Here is a 24,638-nt window from a genome sequence, read left to right as displayed (position 1 = left end):
CTTAAAAGGGCGGCCCCCGGCGCAGGAGACGCCGGGGGCCGCAGGCGGGTGTGTTCTTACTCTTGGGTGGTCGCCTTCCCCGGTCCGGCTCCGGGGCAGGGTGTGCCGTCGGCGCACCCTTCTGCGCATTCGTGCTTTGTCACCAGCTCGAACTGGACGCCCCGGTGCTGCTCGACTCCGCTGCGGATGGCGCGCTCCACCACGGAATCAGCCAGTCTCCGCCGAAGTGAGAGGGGGTCCCGCCGGAGGTCTTTGGTGAGGGCGAAACAGAGCAGGAGCATGACGATCACGAAGGGCAGGGCAGCCACGATGGTGATCCGCTGGAGTCCGGACAGGGCCTCGGAAGGCTCGTCGCCCCCGGCGAGGAGCATGACGGCCGCCACCGCGCCGGTCAGCCCTCCCCAGAAAATCACGAGGGCCCGTTTTGGCTCGGAGGTCCCGTTCGAACTGAGCGATGCCATCACGAGGGACGCGGAATCGGCGCCTGTGATGAAGAAGATTCCAACCAGGACCATGGCCAGGACGATGACGGCCGCCATGAGCCATGGGGGAATGGGCAGGTTGCGGACCAGGTTGAAGAGTGCGCCGTCGAAGTCGATGCTGGCTGTCCCGTCGGTCATGGTCATCAGCCCGGCCGTGCCGGCCTTGTCCGCCTCCTGCTGGATGTGGAAGGCAGTGCCGCCGAAAATGCCGAACCAGATTACGCTGACCATGCTGGGTACCAGCAGGACGCCGGTCACAAACTGCCGGATGGTCCGGCCCCGACTGATCCGGGCAATGAACATGCCGACGAAGGGCGTCCAGGAGATCCACCAGGCCCAGTAGAAGATGGTCCAGCCGGACATCCAGGTGCGCAGGGTTTCATCGCCTACGGCTTCGGTGCGGGACGACATTTCGGCGAGGTCCCTGATGTAGTCGCCGACGGCGGACGGGATCAGGTTGAGGATGAAGAGCGTCGGTCCGGCTACGAAGACGATGAGGGCCAGGACGACGGCCAGGACCATGTTGATGTTGGACAGCCACTGGATGCCCTTGCTGATGCCGGAAACCGCCGACGCGATAAAGCATGCCGTCAGGATGGCGACGATGGCCACCAGCACGGGGGTGCCGATTTCGCCTGCCCAGCCGTTGGACGTGAAGCCGCTGCCGATCTGCAGGGCGCCCAGGCCCAGGGAAGCGGCGGTGCCGAAGAGCGTGGCGAAGATGGCAAGGATGTTGATGACCTTACCGACCGGGCCTTCAACTGTCCTGATCCCGAACAGTGACGTAAAGGCTGTGGAGATCAGCTGCTTGCGGCCAAGCCGGTAGGTGCCGTACGCCATGGCAATTCCCACCACCGCATACATGGCCCAGGGGTGCAGCGTCCAGTGGAAAATCGAGGTGGCCATGGCCGTTTGAATGGCCGCCGGGGTCCGGCCGTCGACGGTTCCGGGAGGCGGCGAGATGAAGTGGTAGAGCGGCTCCGCCACGCCGTAGAACATCAGGCCGATGCCCATGCCGGCGGCGAACATCATGGCAATCCAGGAAACCGTGCGGAATTCGGGCTTTTCGCCGTCCTTGCCCAGCGGGATGTTGCCGAACTTGCCCAGGGCCAGCCACAGCACGAAGACGACGAAGAGTGACGCCAGGACCATGAACAGCCAGCCCGTGTACTCCATCACCCAGTCGAGCGCGTTCGTGGAGGTTGCGGCGAGGCTGTCCTTGCCGAGGAACCCCCAGGCGACGAAAGCCAGCGCGATGACGCCCGTGATGCCGAACGTTGCCTTGTCCAGCGTCAGTTTGCCGTTTCGGCGCCGGGAGATGGCCTGCTCCGTCTGGCTTAGCCGCAACTCCTCCAGGATCTGTTCGTGGTCGGTGGCGGGGGGAGGCGCGGCTGGTTTCTCTCCCATGCCGGCATCAAGCGGGGTGCCGGGGGTTTCGCCGTCGGAGGGCGGCACGTTGGCCTTGCGGGAAGTCAGTTCACTATTAATGGCCATGAAAGCGGATCCTTTGGCTAGTCCATGGGCTTGCGTTGAATGCGCGTCCTGCAGGCTTCCGGATCCGGGACGGACCGGTGTTCGCCGCAGACGAGCAGGCAGGGCCTAAAGCCCCTCGGGGAGGTGTTCCGCAAAGATCAACAGAGTTCGCGCTAAGCAACAAGAGTGCTGTAAGTCACTTTCAAAAGTCAAGAATGCGTCGACGCATGAACCTCTTGATGACGTGTACCTTGACGGCCTGCAGTCCGATGGATCCTGGGGCTCTCCGCAGCAGGAAAGGACGCCGCCACCAAAGCAATCCGGCTCTCCGACGGCCGGTGATGTGCCTTTGTCCGGCGATTCCGCCTAACGGACGGTGTAGCCCATGTTGGCGCTGACTTTGAGTCCAGCTTCCTTAAGGGAATCGATCAGTCCCGGAATCGTTTCGGGCTCAAAGCGGAACGCCGGGCCCGAGATGCTGAGCGCACCAACCACGGTGCCCTGGTGGTTGTAGACGGGGACGGCTACGGCGTTCAGGCCGATCTCGAACTCCTCGCGCACCACTGCATAGCCCTTGTTGCCTACCTCCAGCAGCTGTGCGTCCAGCTCCTTGCGGCTGGTGACGGTGCGCGCGGTGCGGGCGGCCAGTCCCGTCTCTTTCAGGATCCGGTCGCGCTCGTCAGCCTCCAGCGCGGCCAGGAGGACCTTCCCGCTGGACGTGGCGTGCAGCGGGGTCAGGCTCCCCACCCAGTCATAAGTGGCCAGGGTGGAGGGTCCCATCGCCTGGTCCACGTTGACCGCGTAGTTGGAGCGCAGCACGGCGAGGTTGACGGTCTCCTTAAATTCCTCCGCCAGGCTTTCCAGCACGGGCCTTGCCTCGCGCACCAGGCTCAGCCGGCCGGGGATGGAGCTGGCCAGCCGCAGGATCCCAAACCCGAGCTGGTACTTGCCTCGCTCGCTGTTTTGATGGACCATTTCGCGGGTCACCAGGGAGCCCATCAGCCGGGAGACAGTGGACTTGTGGATGCCCATTTCTTCGGCTATCTCGCTGACGCCCGCATGACCGTCCCTGGCCAGGATCTCCAGGACTGTCAGGGCGCGCTCCACGGACTGGACTCCGCCGGACTGGCCGCCCTCGGCGTCGGTATCGGATTCCGGTTCGTGTTTAGAAGCCATACTTCCTGATCCTATGCGACCCGGGCCCCGGGTCCGTGCCGCCGGGGCGGAGAACGCCGCGGTGCGCCCGGCGGAATCTTGTGGAAATCTTTGCGCCTGCTTGCGAGGAGGTTGAGGTCCGCCGGGGAGACTCGAAGCAGCGGTCTCCAGGCGGCAAGGCCCCGACGGCGGGTGGACCGGAGGCTGGGCAGCTCGCGGAAGGCGGGGAAGCCAATGGAACAGATGAAAACAAGGGGTGCGGCGAAGGCCAAGGCACTGCTTCGCCTCTACGTGCACTCGCGGAAAGTGCGGGCGGCAGCCCGGGAACTGGCCGAAGCCCTGGCCGAATCCCGGGAGGTGTCGAGCTGGCCCGGGGACCGGCTGCAGGTGGGAGCTGCGGTGTCCGAGCATGTCGAGAAGCTCACCCGGAGGCTCCTTATCGAGACCGAGGCCCACGGCCGGTTCGCAGCCTTGGCCAGGTAACCCCGGCCGCGTCACCCGGCCTTGAATTATCCGTTCCGCCCGGGCCCATTAAGTGCCAGACTGGAAAGCAATCGAGTGGCTGGGGGTAACCAAGTCAGGAGATTGCAATGGGATCTGTATCCGGTTGGGCGTACCTGATCGCGGGACTTATGACCATGGACGCGCTGCTCATGGCGCTCTGGGCCATCGAGAACGACTGGCCCGGCAAGTGGTGGAAAAAGCTCTGAATAGCCTTACAGGCCCAGTTCCGCCTTGAGGGCGGCAACGTGGCCCTCGGCCTTGACCTGGTACTGGGCCAGAGCGACGTTGCCCGCAGGATCCACTACCACCGTCGAACGCACGATGCCTTCCACGATCTCGCCCTTGACCAGCTTCTCGCCCCAGGCCCCATAGGCCAGCGCCACGGCGTGGTCCGGGTCCGAGAGCAGCGGGAATGTGAGGCCGAAGTCCCCCGTGAAGCCATCAAGGGCTTCGGAGGCGTCGGGGGAGACGCCCACCACTTCGTAACCCTTGCCCTGCAGCGATGCAAGGCTGTCGCGGAAGTCGCAGGCTTCGGTGGTGCAGCCCGGCGTCGCGGCCTTGGGGTAGAAGTACACGATGACGTTCCTGCCGCGGTAGTCGGCCAATGAAACGGTCCGGCCCTGGGCGTCCTGGAGCGTGAACTCAGGAGCCGGGGTTCCGGGCTGAAGCTTGGTGGTCAGGGTGTGGCTCATGGCGTTTCCTTTGGCAGGCAATGTCATTTACGGGCAAAGCATCTAGTGAAGCGTTTTCCCCCAACAGTCCTCAACTCGGCCGTCACAAACGGTATTCCCGCGGACCCCAAGGATCTAGGGGAGGGGTTGGGTGAGCCAGGTGAAGGCCGTCTCCCGCGGCTCCTTGTACTCGAGGCTCACGTAGCCGCCGTACCCGAGCTCGCGGCTGCGCGCCACCCACTCGCGCAGCGGCAGTGTTCCCGTGCCTGGAGCGCCGCGGCCCGGTGCGTCGGCGATCTGGATGTGCCCGAAGTCCCCGGCGTGGCTTTCGATCACGGCCGGGACGTCGTCGCCGTTGACCGAGAGGTGGTAGAAATCGGCCAGCAGTTTGACGTTCACGACGCCGGCCTCCGCCTCCACCCGCCGGATCACCTTCAGCGCGTCCGCGGCCAGGAGGAGGGGATAGGCGGGGGCGCCGCTCACCGGTTCCAGGAGCACGGTGCCCCCGATGCCGGCGACGCCCTCCGCCGCAGCGGCAAGGTTTTCGGCGGCCAGTTCATCCTGTTTGGCCGCGTCTTCGCCCTGGATCCGGTTGCCGTACAACGCGTTGAACGCTTTGCAGCCCAGCCGTCCGCCGATGCCGGCCACCACATCGACGTTGTCCCGAAACTCGCTGGACCGTGCCGGCCACGACACCAGGCCGCGGTCGCCGCCGGGCAGGTCACCGGCGCTGAAGTTCAGCCCGGTCAGCTGGACGCCGGCGTCGGTGATGGCCTTTTCGAAGGCCGTGACCTCCGCGTCGGCCGGGACGGAGGAGGCAAACGGCCACCAGAACTCCACCGCATCGAACCCGGCGGCTTTCGCGGCGGCCGGGCGCTCCAGCAGGGGCAGCTCGGTGAGCAGGATGGAGCAGTTCACGGTGTACGTCATCGAAGGTCCTTCCGGGCGGTACGACGGCGGGGCCGGCCTCGGGAGGCCGACCCCGCCAAAGGATGATTCCTAGCGGACGTCCTCGTTCACGAGTTCGTCCTCTTCCTCACCGAGCTCCAGCAGCTTGCCGCTCTTGCGGTCGGCCAGGTACTTCTTCATTTCGCGCTTGATGACCGGCAGGAGCATGTACACGCCGAGCAGGTTCACGAACGCGCAGATGAACAGGGCGGCATCGGCGAAGTTCAGCACCTGGGTGAAGGTCAGGACCGTACCCACCACGGTGAAGAACAGGAAGACAGCCTTGTAGGTGACCTCCGAAGCCTTGCTGCGGCCGAACAGGTACTCCCAGGCCTTCAGGCCGTAGTAGGACCAGGTGATCAGCGTGGAGAACGCGAACAGGGCAACAGCCACGGCCAGGACCACCGGGAACCAGGGGAGGACGGTGGCGAAGGCGTCGGAGGTGAGGATGACGCCGTCGGGCGCACCTTCGCCTGCCTGGACCTGGTCGATGCCGGCCTGCAGGCTGGGGGCACCGGCGATGATGATGGCCAGTGCGGTCATGGTGCAGATGATGACCGTGTCCACCAGGGGTTCGAAGAGCGCCACGAAGCCTTCGCTGACAGGGCGGCGGGTCTTCACAGTGGAGTGCGCGATGGCTGCGGAGCCCAGGCCGGCTTCGTTGGAGAACGCTGCGCGCTGGAAGCCAACGATCATCACGCCGACCAGGCCGCCGGCCATGCCGGACGGGTTGAAGGCCCCTCCGATGATGGCGGCAAACGCGGCCGGAACGCTGTCGATGTTGACGATGATGACGAACAGGCAGGACACCACGTAGATCAGCGCCATGGCGGGGACCAGCTTGCCGGTGGTGGCGCCGATGGACTTCATGCCGCCCAGGATCACTGCGGCGACGAGTCCGGCCAGCACCAGGCCGAAGACCAGTGCCGCGCCGGAACTGCCCAGGAAGCCGTCCTCGCCGCCGGTGACGTTCTGGATCTGGGCAAAGGTCTGGTTGGCCTGGAACATGTTGCCGCCGGCGATGCCGAAGATCAGGATGGAGACGGCGAAGATGCCGGTAAGGATCTTGGCCGGCACGGTGCCGAGCTTCTTGAAGGCGATGGGCAGGTACTTGAACGGGCCGCCGGTGACGGTGCCGTCGGCGTGGACCTCGCGGTACTTCACGCCCAGGGTGCATTCGGCGAACTTGGTGGCCATGCCCAGCAGGCCGGCCAGGATCATCCAGAAGGTGGCGCCGGGGCCGCCCAGCGCCATCGCGGCACCTACGCCGGCGATGTTGCCCAGGCCCACGGTGCCTGAAAGCGCGGAAGTCAGGGCCTGGAAGTGGGGGACCTCGCCCGGGTCGGACTTGCGGGAGTAAAGGCCGCGTACCACTTCGTACGAAACCTTCAGCCCGCGGAACTGGACGAAGCCGAAGTAGGCGGTGATGATGACGCCGGCGGCAATCAGCCAGGCTACGACGGCGGGAAAGCTCACGTCCCCGATGGTGATGGGGAAAAAGACGATCTTGGAGAAAATGTCTGCAATCGGGAGGAACACCGCATCGATGGCCTCCTCGACTTGCGCCAGCCAGCTGAGGTCTTCAGACACGGCCATAGGCATCGCTTCCATGGGTACCACTTTCTTGTTGCGAACTGGGCAAGGCTCTGGCCCTGGTTGGGGTGGGCCGGGGGTTTTGCCGCTTAAGGCGCTCCAAGTTTACCCGACTTTGAGTGCTGCAGGTCACACTGCCGTTGGCGGGCCGAAGGGCCGGCGGCGCCAGGGCCGTCGTCGTGCGCCTTAAACCGCGGAATTCCGCGGGTTGAGCAGCAGTCCCCCGGCGCGGCCGGACGCGCCGGGGGATGAGCCGCAACAGTCGGGAACTAGCGGGTCAGGTCCTTGCCCCTTGTCTCAGGAATGGTAAATACGGCGGCCGCGCTGATGGCCAGGAGCACCACCGCGTAGACGTTGAACACCTGCGGCGCGCCCAACGTGGTGCCCAGCCACTGCTGCAGGTACGGCGCGGTGCCGCCGAAAACGGCCACGCAGATGGAGTAGGGCACGCCCACGCCCACGGTGCGGATGGAGGTGGGGAACAGCTCGGCGTACACGGCCGGCACGATGGCGGCGCTCGCGGCGATGAAGACCAGCATCACGGACATGCCCACCGCCAGCTGCCACGCGGAATCCTTCAGCAGCCAGGTCATGGGGAAGTGCATGACGGCAGAACCAATGGCACCGGACCAGAGCACCTTCTTGCGCCCGATCCCGTCGGACAGCTTGCCCCAGAACGGCAGGGCGGCGATAAAAACGATGTTGGCGACCACGCCGGCCCAGAGGGCTTCGCCGCGGTCGATCTTCAGTGCGGTGGTGGCGTAGCTCGGTGCCACGACGCCCCAGATGTAGTAGATGACGGTCAGTCCGACGGTCAGGCCGATCACCTGCAGTGCCTGGCGGCGGTGGCGCACAATCTGCGGCCAGATCGGGGCGCGCTTCTCGGCGGTGGATTCGCCCTCGAACGCTTCCGTTTCGTGCAGGCGGGCGCGCATGATCAGCGCGTACAGGCCCATCGCCGCGCCCAGCAGGAACGGGATCCGCCAGCCCCACGCGTTCATCGCCTCAGTGGTCATGGACATGTTCAGGATGGCGCCCAGCAGCGTGCCGAACAGGATGCCCACGGTGCCGGAGGTGTAGATCAGGGTTGCCCAGAAACCGCGGTGCTCCTTGGGTGCCATCTCGGACAGGTACGTTTGCGACGACGGCAGTTCACCGCCGTGCGCCAGGCCCTGGATGAGGCGGGCCACCAGCAGCATGAGGGACGCCCAGGCACCCACCGCGGCGAACGTGGGGGCGACTCCGATCATCAGGCTGCCCAGGGAGGCGAGGCCGACGGCGAGGGTCATCGATGTCTTCCGGCCCACCCGGTCGCCGATCCAGCCAAAGACGAAGCCGCCGAAGGGGCGGGCGACGAACCCGACGGCGAAGATCGCCAGGGTGGACAGCACGGCCGAGGCCGGGTCCGCCTTACTGAACAGCTGGCTGGCGATGAACGGCGTGAACGTGGCGTAGATGGCCCAGTCGTACCATTCGACGGCGTTTCCGATGCCGGTTCCGACGATGGTCTTGGCGGTGGACATCCGTCCAGTCTGCTGCTTGGTTACTGTCATGGTCATGATGACTTCCTGGAGGTCGATAAAAAAGCTGGAATAGCGGTGCTGGTGCCGGCCGCTGGCGCGCTGCTAGGACGCTGCCGAAAGGGCGGCCAGCCGCGAGATGGCCAGTTCGGCGTAGAGCGCGGCCCCGTCAGCCAGCACGCCGTCGTCGAACGTTGCATAAGGTGAGTGGTTGAACGGTGACCGGGCGGGATCTCCGCCGGGTGCCATGGCGCTCAGCCCAACAAACGTCCCCGGCACCTCGGCCAGGACGCGGGAGAAGTCCTCTGAACCGCCCAGGGGAGTGGCCCAGCGGGAGAGGCGGCGCTCGCCGAAGAGGCCGGTGATGACCTTTTCCGCGGTGGTTGTCTCGTCTTCGTTGGTGATGGTGAGGGGGTATTCCTGTTGGTAGTCCACGTGGACCTCCACCCCGTGCCCGGCGGCGATCCCTTTGAGCAAGCGCGGGACGGCTTCCATCATGCGGAGGCGGGATTCCTCGGAGAATGTCCGGATGGTGGCCTCGATGCGGGCTGACTCCGGGATGATGTTGCGCTTGGTTCCGGCGTGCAGGACGCCGACGGAGAGCACCACGGGGTCGAACATGTTGAACTGGCGGGTGACCATGACCTGCAGGGCGGTGACCATTTCCGCGGCCACTGTCACCGGGTCCTTCGCCGCGTGCGGGGCCGAGCCGTGGCCGCCGGCGCCGAGTACCGTAACCTCAAGGCCGTCCGAGGCGCTGAGCATGACGCCGGACTTGGTGCAGAATGTGCCGTGCGGCTCCAGGGACGAGAAGACGTGCATGCCGTAGGCGGCCTGGACCCGGGGGCCGGCGGCATCGAGGACGCCTTCCTTGATCATGTAGCTGGCGCCGTCGCAGCCTTCCTCGCCGGGCTGGAACATGAGGACCACGTCGCCTTGGAGCCGGTGCTGCTTCTCGGCGAGGAGGGTGGCGGCGCCGGTAAGCATGGAGGTGTGCAGGTCGTGGCCGCAGGCGTGCATTGCGCCGTCCGTCCGCGAGGTGTAGTCCACGCCGGTCTTTTCCTGGACCGGGAGGCCGTCCATGTCGGCGCGGAGGAGGACTGCCGGGCGGACTTCGGCGGCTGCGGCGGTGCCGGCGGCCTTGCCTGCCCCCGCGCCGGTACCGGTCCCGCGGAGGACCGCGGTGACGGACGTCGTGTCCTTGCCGAGCGTGATTTCGTACGGCAGGCCGGACAGGGCCTCAAGGACCTTCTCCTGGGTGCGGGGAAGGTGGAGCCCAATTTCCGGCCGGCGATGCAGGTCGTGGCGCAGGCGGACCAGGTCGTCCTGAAGTTCCTTGGCATCTTCGGTAATGGGCACTTTGTTACTCCTTGAAAAGTGGCTTTCCGTTCTGGGGACTATTCTGAAGTGGCATGACTCACATGCTGGGAAACCGCAGGAATTATCATTTGCATCCGGCCTTTTAGCAGGATTCATGCACTGTGACGGGAGGCGTAATGGAGCTGAGCGAAGAGGACCTGGCGCTCATCCAGGTCCTGCAGGCCTCGCCGCGGCTGGGCTGGGCGGACGCCGCCAAGGTGCTGGGAGTCCACGCCACCACGCTCGCGGCGCGATGGGACCGCCTCAAGTCGAGTGGAGCTGCCTGGGTCACGGCGCACCTCGCCGGTGACCCCCGCCAGATGCTCCTAGCCTTCGTGGCCGTGGACTGCGAGATGAACCGCCGCGAAAGCGTCACAGCCCAACTTGCGCAGGTTCCGGACATCATCACGGTGGAGGAAGCGGCAAGCAACCGGGACCTGATGCTGACTGTGGTCACGAAGTCCCTGGACGACTTCAGCACGCAGGTGGTGTCCCGCCTGAAAACCATCGACGGCCTGACCAAGTACCAGACCTCCCTGTGCACCCGGCTCCATACGAGTGCGGACGAGTGGCGGCTCAACATCCTGGACCGGACGCAGCTGGCAGCCCTTCGCTCCCTGGGGGTCCACGCAACTCCGGCAATCCGGCGGCCGGGCCCGGCGGGCGACCTTCCCGCCAGCCACCTTGACCTGCTGCCGTTCCTGGCCCGGGACGGCAGAGCGACAGCGGCCGAGATCGCCCGGGAACTGGGCCGGCATCCGGCTACCGTGCAGCGCCAGCTCAACCGGGTGCTTGCCAGCGGCATCCTGTCATTCCGGTGCGAGATCGCCCAGCGCTACTCTGCTTTCCCGGTGACCTGCCAGTGGTTCGTGAACGTTCCCGCCGGGCGCCATGAAACGGCGTCGGCGGACATCAGGACCATCAGTAACGTCCGCCTGAGCGCCTCCACCACCGGGCCCACCAACTTCACGATCATCATGTGGCTTCAGTCGTTGGCCGACGTCATGGATGCCGAGCTTGCCCTGCAGCAAAAGGTGCCGGGGATCGAGCTGGTGGAAAGCGTGGTCATGCTGCGGACGGTAAAAAGGGTGGGCTGGATGCTCAACGAGGACACCACTTCCAGCGGCGCCGTGGTGGGCAATTAAGGTGGTGGCGCGGGTTACGCGGCTTCCGGGCGGGGGAGTATTTCCCCGCGGCGCAGCACAGCCTCCAGGTCCAGTTCCCGGCTAAGGACGACGACGTCGGCCGGCATCCCTGCACGGAGGTCCCCTGCCAGCGCCGAAAGTCCCAGGACGGACGCCGGGACAGCCGTCGCCGACGCGACCGCATCCTGCAGGTCCACCCCCGCGGCCACGGCGCACCGGACCACGTCGAGCAGCGTCGCGGTCCCGCCGGCGATGGAGCCGCTGCTGTCCACGCGCGCCACGCCCCGGTCCACCGTCACCGCGAGGGAACCCAGCCGGTAGTGCCCGTCCTGCAGCCCCGTGGCCGCCATGGAGTCCGTCACCAGGGCGATGTTGCCGGCGCCAACGAGGTCGAATACCAGCTTGACCGTCTGCGGGGCCAGGTGAACACCGTCGGCGATCAGCTCCACCACAGCCTCGCCCGCGCGGGCTGCTGCCAGGCTGGCCGAGACCGGTCCCGGCGCGCGGTGATGCAGGGACGGCATGGCGTTGAACAGGTGGGTGACCGTTGGCCGCCGTCGTCCGTTCCCCTGGCCGGCGGACTCATGGCCGGCGGATGCAAGTCCTGCCGCCGCCTTGGCCAGGAAGTCCGCGGCGGTGGGGCTGTCCGCGGCGGTATGTCCCAGGGACGGGATGACGCCGTGGGCGGTGAGGAGCTCCACCAGTGCCGACGCGCCGGGCAGTTCGGCCGCCAGCGTCACCGAAGCCAGGGAAGGTCCGGCGGCGTCGAGGAGACCGGCCATCAGTCCGGCGTCCGGCGCGAGCAGCAGTGCGGGATCGTGCGCGCCGCACTGGGCCTCCGAAAGGAACGGACCTTCCAGGTGCGAGCCGGCGATCAGCCCCTCGTCGGTGAGCGTGCGCAGGTTTTTGACGTTGCGGACCAGGTCCTCCGGCGTGCCCGTCACCAGGCTCGCGACCAGGGTGGTGGCACCGCGGCTGTGCAGGTAGCGGGAGGCGGAGCGGGCGCCCTCGGGCGAGCCTTCGGAAAAGTCGGTGCCCAGTGCGCCGTGGCAGTGCAGGTCCACCAGTCCGGGAATGATGATCCGGCCGGCACCCCCGGCAGTCACGCCTTCCGAGGGTTCAAGCAGCCCGGGTTCAAGCAGCCCGGGGAATTCCGACGCCGGCCCCACGTAGGTGAGCACGCCGCCGTCGTACGCCACAACGCCGTCCGTGATGTCCGCGGTGGCGGTGACGACCCGGCCGCGAAGGGTGGATTCGGTGCTCATGCGCTCCAGGCTTCCTGGTTGAGTGCGGCGGCGAAGGCCGCGGCAAGGGTGGGGTCGGACGGGAGGGGACGGGCGGCGGGGGAGCCGTGCCCCGCCGGCGCGCCGCCGGCCCGCGGCCGTGCCGAGGTGTGGATGGCATGCACGCCGGCTTCCACCAGCGCAGGGACCAGCTCCACCGTTGCCCCGCCGCCGGCCATGATCTGGACGGACGGGGCGGACTGCCGGCCCAGCTGGACCAGCCGCCGCAGCATCGGCAGCCCGGCCCCGCAGTCGGTGGCTCCGCCGCTGGTCAGGACGCGGTTGACGCCGGCCTGTTCCAGCCGGGACAACGCCTCGGCCGGATCGGTTCCGGCGGCAAGGGCAGCGTCGAATGCCCGGTGGAACGTCACCTCGGCAGCCGGGTTGGACTGCCGCGCCGCGTGGACGATCCGCCGCGCTGCCGCTTGGTCCGGGGCGCCGGCGGCGGTCAAAAACCCCACCACCACCCCGGCCGCCCCGGCACGCAGGCTCGCGGAAACGTCCCGTTCAATCACGGCAAGCTCATCCGCGGTGTACGCAAAACCGCCCGGCCGCGGCCGTACCAGCACATGGACGGGAAACCCTTGCGCGCAGGCGTGCTCCACCGCGCCAATGCCCGGAGTGACGCCGTCCGTCTCCGCCAGTGCGGTGCAGAGTTCAACCCGCGCCGCGCCCACCGCTTCGGCCAGCCGGACGCCCTCGGCGTTTTCCACGGCGAGTTCCAGTTGCGGCAGGCGGACGGCGGGGCTCAGAGTCCCTGCCACGCCGGCTTCCGCCCGAACGTGTCGGTGTAGTAGTCCCGGTGCGCCAGCCTTGACGCCGCCGCCTCGTCCACCAGCACCGACACATGCGGGTGCAGCTGCAGCGCCGACGCGGGGCACAGTGCGGCAACGGGACCCTCGACGGCGGCCGCAATGGCTTCCGCTTTCGCGTCGCCCATGGCAAGCAGCAGCAGGTGACGTGCCCGCCGGATGGTGCCCAGCCCCTGGGTCAGGACGTGTTCGGGAACGTCGGCGGCGGACTCGAAAAACCGCGCGTTGTCCTGCCGGGTCTGCCGCGTGAGGGTCTTGATCCGGGTCCGTGACGCCAGCGAGGACATGGGTTCGTTGAACCCCACGTGCCCGTCGGTCCCGATGCCCAGGATCTGGATGTCCACCCCGCCCGAGGCGGAAATGCGTTCCTCGTACTGCGCCGCCTCGGCCTCCAGGTCCTCCGCCATGCCGTTCAGACCATGCACGGCATCAGGGGCGAAGTCCACGCTGCCGGTGAATTCCTCGCGGATCACCGAGTGGTAGGACTGGGGGTGCCCGGCCGGCAGCCCCACGTACTCGTCCAGCAGGAAGGCCTGCGCGTTGGCGAAGCTGAGCCCTCCTGCGCGGTGCCGCCTGATGAGTTCCGCGTAGGTGCCAAGCGGCGTGGAACCGGTGGCCAGGCCAAGGACGGACGGGCCGCGGCGGACCTGCTGCTCGATGGCGTCGGCGGCCGTGCGGGCCACGTCGGCCGGGGTGGGAAGGATAACGATTTCCATGCTCTCCAGGCTGCTTTCGGTTTTGGGCGGGCGGGGGAGTACGACGGCGGCGCCTACTTGGCGGGTTCGGTCTCCACCGTGATTTCGTCGTCTTCACGGCCGGGGGTGCGCAGGTTCCAGCGCTTGATGACGAAGGAGAAAAGGAAGTAGTAAACCACCGCGTAGCCAATCCCGATGGGAATGAGCAGCCAGCCGTTCTCGGACTTGCCGAAGTTGAGCACGAAGTCGATCAGGCCTGCGGAGAACGTGAAGCCGTGGTGGATGTCCAGCGCGTTCACCAGTGCCATCGAGGTTCCGGTCAGGACCGCGTGGACGATGTACAGCGGGAAGGCCACGAACATGAAGGAGTACTCCAGCGGTTCGGTGATGCCGGTGAAGAACGCGGTCAGGGCGCTGGAGAGCATGATGCCGCCCACTACCTTCTTCTGCGTGGGCTTGGCGTGGCGCCAAATGGCCAGCGCGGCCGCCGGCAGGCCGAACATCATGATGGGGAAGAACCCGGTCATGAAGATTCCCGCGGAGGGATCGCCGGCGAAGAACCGGTTGAGGTCGCCGCGGACCAGTTGGCCGGAGGCATCGGTGTAGTCGCCGATGAGGAACCATACGCCCGAGTTCAGGATGTGGTGCAGGCCTGCCGGGATCAGCATGCGGTTGGCGAAGCCGTAGAGGCCGCCGCCCGCCACCGCGTTGCTTGACACTGCCTCGCCCACAGCGGAAAGGCCCGCGTTGAAGAGGGGGTAGAGCAGTGCCATGGCGACGCCCACCACCAGGCTGGTCACGGAGGTCAGGATGGGCACCAGCCGGCGGCCGCTGAAGAACCCGAGGAAGTCAGGCAGCTTGGTGCGGTAGAAGCGCTGCCAGAGCATCGCGGACAGCAGGCCCACCACGATGCCTGCGAGGACGCCGTAATTGATGACGGCAGGCTTCCCGGCGGGGTCCACCTGGCCGGCGAGGACCAGCGGGGACATCGCCTTGAACACGCCGTCGATCACCATGTAGCCAACCACGGCAGCCAGGGCGGTGGAACCGTCGGCCTTCTTGGCCCAGCCGATGGCGATGCCCACCGCGAAGATCAGGGGCAGCCAGGTGAAAACAGCGTTGCCGGCGGCGGAAATGACTGCTGCGCCGCCCTCAAACCCGGGGATGGCGCCAAGCAGGTCCGCCTGGCCGATGCGCAGCAGGATGCCCGCCGCAGGAAGGACCGCAATGGGGAGCATGAGGCAGCGGCCAAGGCGCTGCAGCGTGGCAAAGGCCCGGTTCGGCTTCTTTTCAGGAGCCAGGGCTTGGGTGTCGGACGTTGACATGGATAGCACCTCTGCTGGGTCGGGTGGGGGCTTGTGAAGAGACCATTCAAGCCGGTACTGTCTGGTTATGACCAGTTCAGTGTGATTCACCCCACCAGTGCCTGTCAAGAAGGCATTTTGGGAAGGCCCCGGGGCGGAGACGCTCCCGGAGGTGGACCCGCCGGCGGGGGAGCGCCATCATTGGTCGCACCGGGTCCACCGGATTCGGATCGTCAAGGAGTGCCTGACCAGGCACCGGCAGAAAGGGCAGTCATGTCCAAAGCAGAAAAGATCATCGAAGGCCTTGGTGGCGCCGGCAACATCGTCGAGGTGGAGGCCTGCATCACCCGGCTCCGGACTGAGGTGAAGGACGGCTCGCTGGTGAACGAGGCGACCCTCAAGGCGGCGGGCGCCCACGGTGTCCTGGCGGCGGGAACCGCAGTCCAGGTTATCGTCGGTCCCGAGGCCGACACGCTCGCCGAAGACATCGAGGACCTCCTCTAGTGGCGGATTCCCTGGTGGTTAATTCCCCGATCAGCGGCACCGTTATCCCCCTGGCGGAGGTCCCGGATCCGGTATTCGCCGGCCAGATGGTCGGCTCCGGCGCTGCCGTGGAGCCGCCCGCCGGTGAAACCTTCGACGTCGTATCCCCGGTTTCCGGGAAGGTGATCAAGCTGCTGCCGCACGCCTTCGTGGTGGTTGAGAAGTCGGGACGCGGCATCCTGACTCACGTTGGCATCGACACGGTCAAGCTCAAGGGGGACGGCTTCACCCTGCTTATTGCGCAGGGCGACACCGTGGACGCCGGGGCCCCGGTAATGCGCGTTGATCCGGCCGCCGCGCTGGCGGCGGGGTACTCGATGGTGAGTCCCGTCGTCGTACTCGATTCCAAGCCGGACACGGCAACGCTCGCCGCCAGCGGCACTGTGGCTGCCGGCGCAGGACTGTTCACGCTGGACTCCTAGAGCCGCACTTCCATGGTGAGTGAATACCGGTCCGAGCGGTACCACGAGCGGGAGTGCTCGATCGCCAGCGGGCCGGAGTAGGAAACCCGGTCAAACGCCAGGACCGGCGCTCCGGTCCCGGTGCCGAGGAGTGCCCCGACGTCCGCCGGGGCACCCTCGGACCGGACCGTCTGGCGCGCCCGGTCGATCTGGTGGCCGAACTGCGCGGCCAGCGCCTTGTATACGGAGCCGGTGAGGTCGATGTCCAGGAGGCCCGGGGCGTGTGCGGGGTTGTACCAGGCGTCGTCCACGCTGACGGGACGGCCGTCCGCCAGGCGGAGCCGCTTGAGGTGGATGGCATCCGCGCCCGGGGCCAGGCCAAGGGCCTCTGCGGTGTCCTCGGGGGCCGGCGTGGTCTCGGCCGCCAGGACCACCGTGCTGGGAACGTGGCCCATCGCTTCCATTTCCTGCGTGAAAGAGGCGAGGTGCAGCGTCGACTGGACCGCGGAATCGGCCACGAATGTTCCCTTGGCCGGAACGCGCACCAGGTGCCCTTCGTTCACCAGGCGCCCCAGTGCGGCGCGTACCGTGATCCTGCTGACGCCGTAGGCGTCCATGAGGGCGCGCTCGCTGGGCAGGCGGGCGCCCGGCTCCAGCTCCTCCTTGGCCAGCTTGAGGATGATCAGGCGCAGCTGCTCGTGCTTGGGGACCTGCGAGTTGTTGATTGATGCCGCCAATTCGGTCCCTCGTTTTCGTGGAGCGGTCCGGAGAGGACCAGTACAACGGATTATTACACATTGCCATCGTGGGGACCGGTGCTAATCTATAGACACTAAGCATGCTTCCTATTTCGAAGGGGTGTTACCTGATGCGAAAAGTACCAGCGCTTGGATTGACTACTGCGGCACTGTTGGCACTGGCGGCCTGCACCGGCGGTGGCGGCGGTTCGGCCAGCCCGTCGGCGCCGGCAGAGACGGAAGGCGCAGACGCCAAGGTCTACTCGGAGGACGAACTCCGTGAGCTGATCTCAGGAATGCAGGACGCGGACGGCAACGAGCTGAAGCTCTACTCCAAGGAACAGGTGGACCAGGGCGGCAACATGGCCAAGCTCCTCCTCGGCACGGCGAAGGTGGATCCGGCCGATTGCAAGGACATCGCCACTGCCGGCCTGCTGGAGAGTGTGGAAAGCGGCTCGGTGGCCGTTGCGCTGTCCGAAGGGGACGAGCCCCGCAGCCTCTCCGCGCAGTCCGGCAGTGACGGCCCGGATGCCGTGGAGGCCCTGCGCGAGGTCAGCGGCAAGATGGGCCAGTGTGCCAAGTTCACCGTGGAAGCGGTGGGCCAGAAGTATGAGGTCACCAGCGAGGAGCTCGACGCCGAGACGGACGCTGAGGAAACCTTCGCTACCACCAGCACCAGGACCGGTGCCGAGCAGGAGCAGCTGATGCAGGTCTCCGCCGCGGAAGGCCGGCTGCTGGTGGTGGCCACCAAGAGCGGCTCGAACCTGGATGACGAGGACAAGAAGGAACTTGAGGACCTGGTCAACGAGGTCCTCGCGAAGGCCGACGGCGGCGGCGCCACTTCCAGCCCCGAAGCCACCGGGACGTCGGGGTCCACTGAGTCACCCTCGCCTGACGTCACCGTCTCGCCTGCCCCGACAGGGGATGAAACTGAAGGCGCAATGACGGTTTCGCCGTCACCCACAATGTCCAACTGATAGGCAGCAGGAAGGGCGGGCGGGGCCTTTTCGGCTCCGCCCGCCCTGTGCTTTTTCCATGAAAGGCAGGACCATGAGTACTCCCGACAAGCAGCACCCTGAACGTTCCCAAGCGGCCAATATCCGCGAGGAACAGCAGGCCCACGCCCCGGGGACGGTACCGCCGTCGTATGTGGGGAGCGGGGAGCCCGGGCAGGAGCCCAAGCCCGAAGAAGCCCTTGATGACTCCGGCACTTGGGACGGCGACGCCTAAAGTCCGGATTTCAACCCGGCCGGCAGGGCTACCGGCAGACGCTGCTGAAGGTGTTGCTGGCTTCCTGGTAGCCGGGGGTGAGCTCGGCGAGCTTGTCCTCGTCGGGCGTTTCCTTGGCCTGTTCGTCCGTGTATTCCAGGATCGAGCCGAGCGGCTCCTTGAGGTCGTCCGAGGCGACCGCGTGGATGGGGCGGATCTGGTTGGCCAGCATGTTCATGCCCGTCTTGCCGGCTGCGTTGGCCGGGCTGGAGAGGACCACCTGGACCCGCTCGCAGGTTTCAGCGTTGGAGAGCTGGTTGGACGGGGAACAGGCGGTGGCGGAGGCCACGAGGCCGGCAGCGATCAGGGTGGTGGCGAATTTCTTCATGGTTCCCTCAGTAGTCGTTTGAGGTTTCGATTGTAAGCAGAACCCTCCGCACACAAGGCAACGCGGGGTCGCCTCCGGCCCACTAATGGGGGTTCATGCGGCCGGAGATGACCCCGCGTTGCAGGGGGATGGGGGTTAGTGCTGACCGAGGTTGCCGCCGACGGGCGGGACGCCGCCGTCGTCCCGGGCCCCGCGCTCGCGGCGCTCGCCGGCGCTCAGGTTTTCGCCTTCCAGGGTCTCGTCAGACTCGCCTTCCACGTCCACCAGGCCGTTGGTCTGGTCGAACGCGTGGCCGATCCGGTCGTTGCCCAGGTCGGCGACCGAACCGGACGGGCCGGCTGCCGCCGTCGTGCGTTCCGGCGCTGCTGTGGTGTCCGTCGTCAGGGGGGTGACCGTGGCCGGTTCGCCGACGGCGACTGGCGTCACCGTTTCATCGGCGGCTGCGGAGGCGTCCTTGTTGCTGGCTGCGCTCATTGCAGCGGCTGCGCCGGCTGCAGCTGCCACGCCCGCCGCGGCCACCTTGCCGGAAACACCGGCCTTGCCCGAGTCGCCGAGGGATCCGGCGGCGTGTTCGACGCCGGGTGTGCCCACGGTGGCGCCCGGGTTCACCGTGCCGCGCCAGGCGCCGGAGGCGTAGCCTTCGTCCTCGATGAATTCCTTGAACCGGTTGAGGTCCGCTTCGGCCTGCCGGTCCACCACGTTGAGCTTGTCGCCTACCTTCTCCACGACGCCCTCGGGCTCGTACTCAAGGGTCAGCCGGATGGAGGTTTGGCCGCCGCCGACGTCTTCGAATTCCACGGCACCGGCGTTGGTGGCACCCTCGGTGGCTGCCCAGGCCACCTTGCGGTCCGGGACCTGTTCCAGGATGCGGGCCTGCCACTGCCTGCGGACACCGCCGATTTCCGCGACCCACTCCAGCCGGTCGTCGCTCAGCTGCTGGACGCTTTTTACGCCGCCCATGAAGTGGGGGAACTCCTCGAACTGGGTCCACTGGTTATAGGCCGTGCTCACCGGTACGTTCACCAGAATGCGTTTTTCCACCTTCGTGCTCATAACGTCTCCTTCGCTTGTTACCGGGGGTCTGACGAACACTCAACAATTCATCAGTATGCTTACCATACCTTCCGCGCGCGATGGATTCCAGAGGCTCTCTGGCCGGGCTTGAGGTTCTGTGCTGGACTGGGGGTGCAGTGCATCAACCGCCGTCCACGGGCGGCACCTTTTCCAGTCATCATGCTCAGCCGGCATGCCGGCGCAGTGGAAGGAAACCAAATGGCACCGTACAAGATCGGCTATTTTGTGGGCAGCCTGGCCAGCAACTCCATCAACAGGGTCCTCTCCAAGGCACTCATTAAGCTCGCCCCGGAGAACCTGGAATTCACCGAAATCCCCATCAGGGACCTCCCGCTCTACAGCCCCGACTACGACGCGGACTTCCCCGCGGAAGGCCGCGAACTGAAGAAAGCCATCGAGGCCTCCGACGGGATCCTGTTCATATCGCCGGAGTACAACCGCTCCGTCCCCGGCGCACTGAAGAACGCCATCGACTGGGGATCCCGCCCGTGGGGCACCAACTCCTTCGCCCGCAAGCCCACGGGCATCATCGGCGCTTCGCCCGGCAGCATCGGCACCGCGGTGATGCAGTCCTCGATGCGCAGCGTCCTGAGCTTCCTGGATGCGCCGCAGCTGAATGCCCCGGAAGCCTACGTCCACTTCGACGCCGCAGTGTTCGCGGACGACGGCGACATCAAGAACGAGGGGACGGCGAGCTTCCTGCGCCACTACATGGAGGAGTACGAGGCTTTCGTTGCCCGCGTCCTCGCCGCCAACGCACCGGGCCACATTGGCGACCGGCAGACGGATTCCGCCAAGCTCACCCGCTAGCAGCCGTTAGCCGTCGGGGCGGGCCGGTCGCAACCGGCCCGCCCCGCACAACCTCCGGATGCCCGCCACGCCATTGAGGCGGGCACCCGAGCCTCTGCTCCAGCCGGCTAGTCCAGCGGAAGCGTCACGCTTACCTGTGCACCGTGTCCCGGGCTGGTGGAGATGTCGACGGTGCCGCCGACGGATCGGACGGCCACCGACATCAGCCGCAGCCCGTACCCGTGGTGCCGCCCGCTGACGGCAACCTGGGAGTCAAAGCCCGTGCCGTCGTCGGATACCACCAGGCGGATGCCGTGGTCCACGGCGGCAAGCCGCACCGTCACGTGCTCCGCGTGCGCGTACTTGTAGGTGTTGCTGAGGGCCTCGCGCGCCGACTGGTAAAGGAGGAACGCGCAGTCCGCCGGTATCTCAATGCCCCAGTGCGGAGTGTCCCAGCGGACTGCGGTTCCTTGCTCCCGGAGGGGCCTTGCGAGCCTGTTAATGCAGCCGGCCAGCCCCAGGGTGCGGAAATCGGGCGGGTACGGGTCGGTGAGGACGCCACCTACCGTGCTCACCTCTGCCTCAAAACCTGCCGCGATCCCCATGACTTCCTGCTCCCCATTGCTGGTTTGTCTGATGGCACCAGCGTGGACCCGGAAGTGCAAAGGGAGGCAAGGAATCCCTCAAGATCCGATCAAATTTTTGCGGGCCGGAGCTGGCGCTTTTCCGGCGGCGGGCTGTTAGCGTGGAGGCCCATCCACTGTAGGAGGAACCATGACCATCGAATCCCCGGACTCATTGCCCGAAGGCGAGTCGCAGGACATCACGGCCACCACCGATGCGGAGAACGACGGCGGGATCCCCGCCGGTGCGGGCGGCGTGGGCCTCGGCGCCGATGACACGAAGAACACCTTCGAACCGGAGGAAGTCCCGCACGGGTTGGAAAAGCCCGAGACGGACTGACGCTCTGACCACAGCAACGCGGGGTCACTTCCGGTCCAATAACGGGTGGTTATCGGCCCCGAAGTGACCCCGCGTTGGGGCGTGCCAGGGTTTACTTCAGGTCGAAGCGGTCCAGCTCCATGACCTTCGTCCAGGCGGCCACGAAGTCGTTGACGAACTTCTCCTTGGCGTCATCGCTCGCGTAGACCTCGGCCAGTGCACGGAGCTGCGAGTTGGAGCCGAACACCAGGTCCACCGGGGTTGCGGTCCACTTCAGCTCGCCGGTGGAAACGTCCGTGATCTCGTAGACGTTTTCCTCCGACTCCGACGCCTTCCACTTGGTGCCGGGGGAGAGCAGGTTGACGAAGAAGTCGTTCGTCAGGACCTGCGGCTTGTCCGTCAGCACGCCGTGGCCGGACCCGCCGATGTTGGTGCCAAGCGCCCGCATGCCGCCGATAAGCGCCGTCATTTCCGGCGCGGAAAGGTCCAGCATGTAGGCCTTGTCCAGCAGGAGGGTTTCCGGCTGGAGCTTCTCGCCGGGGCGCACGTAGTTGCGGAATCCGTCTGCCCGCGGCTTCAGGTACTGGAACTGCTCGACGTCGGTCTGGTCCTGGGCGGCGTCCGTGCGTCCCGGGCGGAACGGCACGGTGACCGGGAACCCGGCATCTGCCGCTGCCTTTTCGACGGCGGCGCAGCCGCCGAGGACGACCACGTCAGCCAGCGAGACCTTCTTGCCCCCGGGCTGGGCGGAGTTGAACTCCTGCTGCACGCGCTCCAGGGCTGCCAGCGCCGTCGTAAGCTGCTCGGGTTCGTTGACCTCCCAGCTGCGCTGCGGCTCCAGCCGGATACGGGCGCCGTTGGCGCCGCCGCGGCGGTCCGTCTTCCGGAAGGTGGATGCGGCAGCCCAGGCGGTGGTTGCCAGCTGCGAGACGGAAAGGCCCGAGTCCAGGAGCTTTGCCTTCAGTGACGCGATGTCCTCGTCGCTGACCAGTTCGTGGTCCACGGCGGGAACGGGGTCCTGCCAGAGCTGCGCTTCGGGGACCCAGGGCCCCAGCATGTGCGGGCCGACGGGACCCATGTCGCGGTGCAGCAGTTTGTACCAGGCCTTGGCGAAGGCCAGCTGGAACTCGTCCGGGTTTGCCCGGAAGCGGCGTCCGATGGCTTCGTAGGCCGGGTCGAAGCGCAGGGACAGGTCCGTGGTGAGCATGGTGGGCCGGTGCTTCTTGTTGGGGTCGTGGGCGTCCGGGATGATCTCCGGGGCGTCCTTGGCAACCCACTGGTGGGCGCCGGCGGGGCTCTTGACCAGCTCCCATTCGTACTCGAACAGGATCTCCAGGAAGCGGTTGCTCCACTGGGTCGGTTTGTCTGTCCAGGTGACTTCGAGGCCGGAGGTGATGGTGTCCCCGCCCTTGCCGCTGCCGTAGGTGCTGAGCCAGCCGAGGCCCTGCGCCTCGAGGTTGGCGCCCTCAGGCTCGGGGCCGACGTGCGCGTCGGCGTCACCGGCACCGTGGGTCTTGCCGAACGTGTGGCCACCGGCGATCAGCGCGAAGGTCTCTTCGTCGTTCATGGCCATCCGCTTGAAGGTCTCCCGGATGAACGCTGCCGCGAGCTTGGGGTCCGGGTTGCCGGCCGGGCCCTCGGGGTTGACGTAGATCAGGCCCATCTCGGTGGCTCCGACGTCCTCGGCCATCTGGCCTTCGGCGACGTAGCGTTCGTCGCCGAGCCAGGTGTCCTCCGGGCCCCAGAAGATCTCTTCTGGCTCCCAGACGTCCTCGCGGCCGAAGGCGAAGCCAAAGGTCTTGAAACCCATCGACTCGAGCGCTACGTTCCCGGCGAGGACCAGCAGGTCCGCCCACGAGAGCTTCTGGCCGTACTTCTGCTTGACGGGCCACAGCAGGCGCCGGGCCTTGTCCAGGTTGGCGTTGTCCGGCCAGCTGTTCAGCGGCGCGAACCGCTGGCTGCCGTCCCCGGCGCCGCCGCGGCCGTCATGGACGCGGTAGGTGCCGGCAGCGTGCCAGCTGAGGCGGATCATCAGGCCGCCGTAGTGGCCGAAGTCCGCCGGCCACCAGTCCTGGGACGTGGTGAGGACATCGGTGATGTCCCGCTTCAGGGCCTCGAGGTCCAGCTTCTGGAATTCCTCCCGGTAGCTGTATCCCGCGCCCAGGGGGTTGCCCTTTGGGCTGTGGGCGTGGAGTACGGAAAGGTCCAGCTGGTTGGGCCACCAGTCCGCGATGGTCCGGGGGCGGTGTGCCTTGGGCTGCGGCGAATCAATGGCCGGGTTTTCGCTCTCGCTGCCGTGCGAGGTCACGCTGTCAGGGGCCGCGTTGTAAGGGGCCCCGCTGTGCGCTACAGGGCAGCCGCCCTCGGATTGGCGGTCGGTCATGGTGCTTCCTTCCAGGTGGCCGAGGCCGTGGTCGGACTCGGGGCAGCGGGTTCAACCTTCCTATTGGAACATAGGCGCGCGCCGGCCACTGCCCGGGGTGTTCACAAACAGCCAAAGCCCGGCGACGACGTCACGCTGAGCACGCTTTTGATCCCGCACTGGCCCGGGTTTAAGGGCAAAACCCCGGAAACCCGCGGAAGTCTTTCCTGAGCGTGAACCAAAAGCGTGCCCGGCGTGACGCGAAGACCCCGGCCTACACCAGCTGCGCGATCCGGCCGGCGACGGACTCTGCGGGCGGGTGGTCCAACACTTCCCTCCGGCTCAGGTGGATACCGGCGATCATGCACCGTACCGACCCGCCGGCCAGTTCGATCGTGGGAACGTCGACGGGGAGCATCGTGCAGCTCCGCTGGATCACGTCCTTCTGGTCCCCGGTCAGGCTCCTGTAGGCCCTGCCTGACAGGACCAGAACCAGTCCGTCCCTGCCCTGCAGCTCTATGGCATTCCCGGCGAATTCCTTGATCTGGTGTGGCGTCAGGTCGACGACGGCACGCCCCGATGACGCCAGGCGTTCCACCACCTGCTGACGGCGGACCTCGGAGCGGATCAGGTCCAGGCCCACCATCGCGAAGTCCGTGGCCACGCACATCATGACGTTCGTGTGGTAAATGGCGGTGCCGTCCGGATCGGTGGCATCGAACAGCATGGGTTCATAACCGAAGTTCGTGCAGAACCGCTCCAGGGCCACCGGATCTGCCCGGTGGGACCTGGCGACGTAGGCTACCCGGTCCTGGTGGTCCAGAACCATGGCCCCGGTGCCCTCCAGGAACACGCCGTCCGGCTCCAAACCCGAATAATCGATGACATCCTGCACCCGGTACCGGCTCTTCAGGAATTCAACGATGTCCGACCGGCGCTCGCGCCGCCGGTTCGGGACATACATTGGGAAGACCGCCACGTGCCCGCCCGAATGGGTGGACAGCCAGTTGTTGGGAAACACGCTGTCCGGGCGGGTATGGTCCTGGTCTTCGAACAGGTGCACCACGACGCCTGCGGCCTCCAGAGCCTGGGCCAGCCTGGTTACCTCCTCATACGCCGCAGCGGCAAGCATGTCCGTGTGCAGATGCTCCCCGGTGGCCTGGAAGGCATTGTCCGCCGCGGTTTCCGGGTTGGGGATGAACCGGTGCGGCCTGATGAGGATGACCGAGGAAGGGGCTTGGACTGACAC

The 24,638-nt window shown here is 66.7% G+C and carries 25 protein-coding genes; 8 read left to right on the top strand and 17 right to left on the bottom strand.

Annotation, left to right across the window (positions count from 1 at the left end):
* Positions 1–56: 56 nt before the first annotated feature.
* Both ACIQCM_RS07370 and ACIQCM_RS07365 read right to left on the bottom strand, forming a co-directional pair.
* Positions 57–1,976, bottom strand: a complete 1,920-nt coding sequence (locus ACIQCM_RS07370) for a BCCT family transporter (protein ID WP_400605191.1) — start codon at positions 1,974–1,976, stop codon at positions 57–59.
* 345 nt (positions 1,977–2,321) lie between these two features.
* Positions 2,322–3,131: an IclR family transcriptional regulator gene (locus ACIQCM_RS07365; protein ID WP_400605189.1), complete on the bottom strand. Its 810-nt coding sequence runs from the start codon at positions 3,129–3,131 to the stop codon at positions 2,322–2,324.
* Positions 3,132–3,344: 213 nt separating this feature from the next.
* On the opposite strand from ACIQCM_RS07365, the gene ACIQCM_RS07360 reads away from it, so the two are divergent.
* Entirely contained in the window at positions 3,345–3,593 is a 249-nt protein-coding gene (locus tag ACIQCM_RS07360) for a hypothetical protein (protein WP_400605187.1), read from the top strand.
* Between the two features lie 233 nt (positions 3,594–3,826).
* Here the strand turns inward: ACIQCM_RS07360 and bcp are convergent, their stop codons facing one another.
* The 5 genes from bcp to ACIQCM_RS07335 form a co-directional block, all read right to left on the bottom strand.
* Positions 3,827–4,306 (bottom strand): thioredoxin-dependent thiol peroxidase, encoded by a 480-nt coding sequence (gene bcp, locus ACIQCM_RS07355; RefSeq protein WP_400605186.1) that lies wholly within the window; start codon positions 4,304–4,306, stop codon positions 3,827–3,829.
* 114 nt (positions 4,307–4,420) lie between these two features.
* Positions 4,421–5,215, bottom strand: a complete 795-nt coding sequence (locus ACIQCM_RS07350) for a hydroxypyruvate isomerase family protein (RefSeq protein WP_400605184.1) — start codon at positions 5,213–5,215, stop codon at positions 4,421–4,423.
* Positions 5,216–5,284: 69 nt separating this feature from the next.
* Entirely contained in the window at positions 5,285–6,844 is a 1,560-nt protein-coding gene (locus ACIQCM_RS07345) for an alanine/glycine:cation symporter family protein (RefSeq protein WP_400633661.1), read from the bottom strand.
* A gap of 251 nt (positions 6,845–7,095) precedes the next feature.
* A complete protein-coding gene (locus tag ACIQCM_RS07340) occupies positions 7,096–8,385 on the bottom strand; it encodes an MFS transporter (RefSeq protein WP_400605180.1) in 1,290 nt (429 codons plus the stop codon).
* A gap of 66 nt (positions 8,386–8,451) precedes the next feature.
* Positions 8,452–9,705 (bottom strand): M20 family metallopeptidase, encoded by a 1,254-nt coding sequence (locus tag ACIQCM_RS07335; protein ID WP_400605178.1) that lies wholly within the window; start codon positions 9,703–9,705, stop codon positions 8,452–8,454.
* Positions 9,706–9,842: 137 nt separating this feature from the next.
* Here ACIQCM_RS07335 and ACIQCM_RS07330 point away from each other — a divergent pair, with 137 nt between their 5' ends.
* On the top strand, positions 9,843–10,850 hold the full coding sequence (locus ACIQCM_RS07330; RefSeq protein WP_400605176.1) for an Lrp/AsnC family transcriptional regulator: 1,008 nt from the start codon (positions 9,843–9,845) through the stop codon (positions 10,848–10,850).
* A 14-nt stretch (positions 10,851–10,864) separates the two neighbouring features.
* On the opposite strand, the gene ACIQCM_RS07325 is transcribed toward ACIQCM_RS07330, so the two are convergent.
* The 4 genes from ACIQCM_RS07325 to ACIQCM_RS07310 are packed head-to-tail and all read right to left on the bottom strand — an operon-like array spanning position 10,865 to position 14,965.
* Positions 10,865–12,115, bottom strand: a complete 1,251-nt coding sequence (locus ACIQCM_RS07325; RefSeq protein WP_400605174.1) for an N-acetylglucosamine-6-phosphate deacetylase — start codon at positions 12,113–12,115, stop codon at positions 10,865–10,867.
* Positions 12,112–12,897 carry a copper homeostasis protein CutC gene (locus ACIQCM_RS07320; RefSeq protein ID WP_400605172.1) on the bottom strand — a complete coding sequence of 262 codons (786 nt, stop codon included), beginning with the start codon at positions 12,895–12,897 and terminating at the stop codon, positions 12,112–12,114. Before ACIQCM_RS07320 ends, ACIQCM_RS07325 begins: the two co-directional genes overlap by 4 nt.
* Entirely contained in the window at positions 12,882–13,661 is a 780-nt protein-coding gene (gene nagB, locus ACIQCM_RS07315; protein WP_400605170.1) for a glucosamine-6-phosphate deaminase, read from the bottom strand. Before nagB ends, ACIQCM_RS07320 begins: the two co-directional genes overlap by 16 nt.
* 53 nt (positions 13,662–13,714) lie before the next feature.
* Positions 13,715–14,965 (bottom strand): PTS transporter subunit EIIC, encoded by a 1,251-nt coding sequence (locus ACIQCM_RS07310; RefSeq protein WP_400605168.1) that lies wholly within the window; start codon positions 14,963–14,965, stop codon positions 13,715–13,717.
* Between the two features lie 33 nt (positions 14,966–14,998).
* Here ACIQCM_RS07310 and ACIQCM_RS07305 point away from each other — a divergent pair, with 33 nt between their 5' ends.
* Both ACIQCM_RS07305 and ACIQCM_RS07300 read left to right on the top strand, forming a co-directional pair.
* Complete coding sequence (locus ACIQCM_RS07305; protein WP_400605166.1) at positions 14,999–15,448, top strand: glucose PTS transporter subunit EIIB; 450 nt, start codon at positions 14,999–15,001, stop codon at positions 15,446–15,448.
* Positions 15,448–15,909: a PTS glucose transporter subunit IIA gene (locus ACIQCM_RS07300; protein WP_400605164.1), complete on the top strand. Its 462-nt coding sequence runs from the start codon at positions 15,448–15,450 to the stop codon at positions 15,907–15,909. Before ACIQCM_RS07305 ends, ACIQCM_RS07300 begins: the two co-directional genes overlap by 1 nt.
* Here the strand turns inward: ACIQCM_RS07300 and ACIQCM_RS07295 are convergent.
* Entirely contained in the window at positions 15,906–16,625 is a 720-nt protein-coding gene (locus ACIQCM_RS07295; RefSeq protein ID WP_400605162.1) for a GntR family transcriptional regulator, read from the bottom strand. The genes ACIQCM_RS07300 and ACIQCM_RS07295 overlap by 4 nt on opposite strands.
* Before the next feature lie 131 nt (positions 16,626–16,756).
* On the opposite strand from ACIQCM_RS07295, the gene ACIQCM_RS07290 reads away from it, so the two are divergent.
* Complete coding sequence (locus tag ACIQCM_RS07290) at positions 16,757–17,602, top strand: hypothetical protein (RefSeq protein WP_400605160.1); 846 nt, start codon at positions 16,757–16,759, stop codon at positions 17,600–17,602.
* A 73-nt stretch (positions 17,603–17,675) separates the two neighbouring features.
* Positions 17,676–17,855 carry a hypothetical protein gene (locus ACIQCM_RS07285; RefSeq protein WP_400605158.1) on the top strand — a complete coding sequence of 60 codons (180 nt, stop codon included), beginning with the start codon at positions 17,676–17,678 and terminating at the stop codon, positions 17,853–17,855.
* A gap of 28 nt (positions 17,856–17,883) precedes the next feature.
* On the opposite strand, the gene ACIQCM_RS07280 is transcribed toward ACIQCM_RS07285, so the two are convergent.
* Together ACIQCM_RS07280 and ACIQCM_RS07275 are read right to left on the bottom strand one after the other, a co-directional pair.
* Positions 17,884–18,222: a hypothetical protein gene (locus tag ACIQCM_RS07280; protein ID WP_400605156.1), complete on the bottom strand. Its 339-nt coding sequence runs from the start codon at positions 18,220–18,222 to the stop codon at positions 17,884–17,886.
* Between the two features lie 135 nt (positions 18,223–18,357).
* Positions 18,358–19,275: an SRPBCC family protein gene (locus tag ACIQCM_RS07275; protein ID WP_400605154.1), complete on the bottom strand. Its 918-nt coding sequence runs from the start codon at positions 19,273–19,275 to the stop codon at positions 18,358–18,360.
* Positions 19,276–19,494: 219 nt separating this feature from the next.
* On the opposite strand from ACIQCM_RS07275, the gene ACIQCM_RS07270 reads away from it, so the two are divergent.
* Entirely contained in the window at positions 19,495–20,106 is a 612-nt protein-coding gene (locus ACIQCM_RS07270; RefSeq protein ID WP_400605153.1) for an NADPH-dependent FMN reductase, read from the top strand.
* A gap of 107 nt (positions 20,107–20,213) precedes the next feature.
* Here the strand turns inward: ACIQCM_RS07270 and ACIQCM_RS07265 are convergent, their stop codons facing one another.
* Complete coding sequence (locus ACIQCM_RS07265; RefSeq protein ID WP_400605151.1) at positions 20,214–20,690, bottom strand: sensor histidine kinase; 477 nt, start codon at positions 20,688–20,690, stop codon at positions 20,214–20,216.
* A 169-nt stretch (positions 20,691–20,859) separates the two neighbouring features.
* On the opposite strand from ACIQCM_RS07265, the gene ACIQCM_RS07260 reads away from it, so the two are divergent.
* On the top strand, positions 20,860–21,048 hold the full coding sequence (locus tag ACIQCM_RS07260; protein ID WP_400605149.1) for a hypothetical protein: 189 nt from the start codon (positions 20,860–20,862) through the stop codon (positions 21,046–21,048).
* Positions 21,049–21,139: 91 nt separating this feature from the next.
* Here ACIQCM_RS07260 and katG read toward each other — a convergent pair whose 3' ends face one another.
* Both katG and ctlX read right to left on the bottom strand, forming a co-directional pair.
* Positions 21,140–23,410 (bottom strand): catalase/peroxidase HPI, encoded by a 2,271-nt coding sequence (gene katG, locus ACIQCM_RS07255; protein WP_400605147.1) that lies wholly within the window; start codon positions 23,408–23,410, stop codon positions 21,140–21,142.
* Positions 23,411–23,663: 253 nt separating this feature from the next.
* Complete coding sequence (gene ctlX / locus ACIQCM_RS07250; RefSeq protein WP_400605145.1) at positions 23,664–24,638, bottom strand: citrulline utilization hydrolase CtlX; 975 nt, start codon at positions 24,636–24,638, stop codon at positions 23,664–23,666.

Source organism: Pseudarthrobacter sp. NPDC092439 (genome assembly GCF_044754945.1).
Taxonomy (GTDB): domain Bacteria; phylum Actinomycetota; class Actinomycetes; order Actinomycetales; family Micrococcaceae; genus Arthrobacter.
The sequence above is the reverse complement of the archived record's forward strand: the minus strand, read 5'-3'. Positions and strand labels throughout refer to the sequence as shown.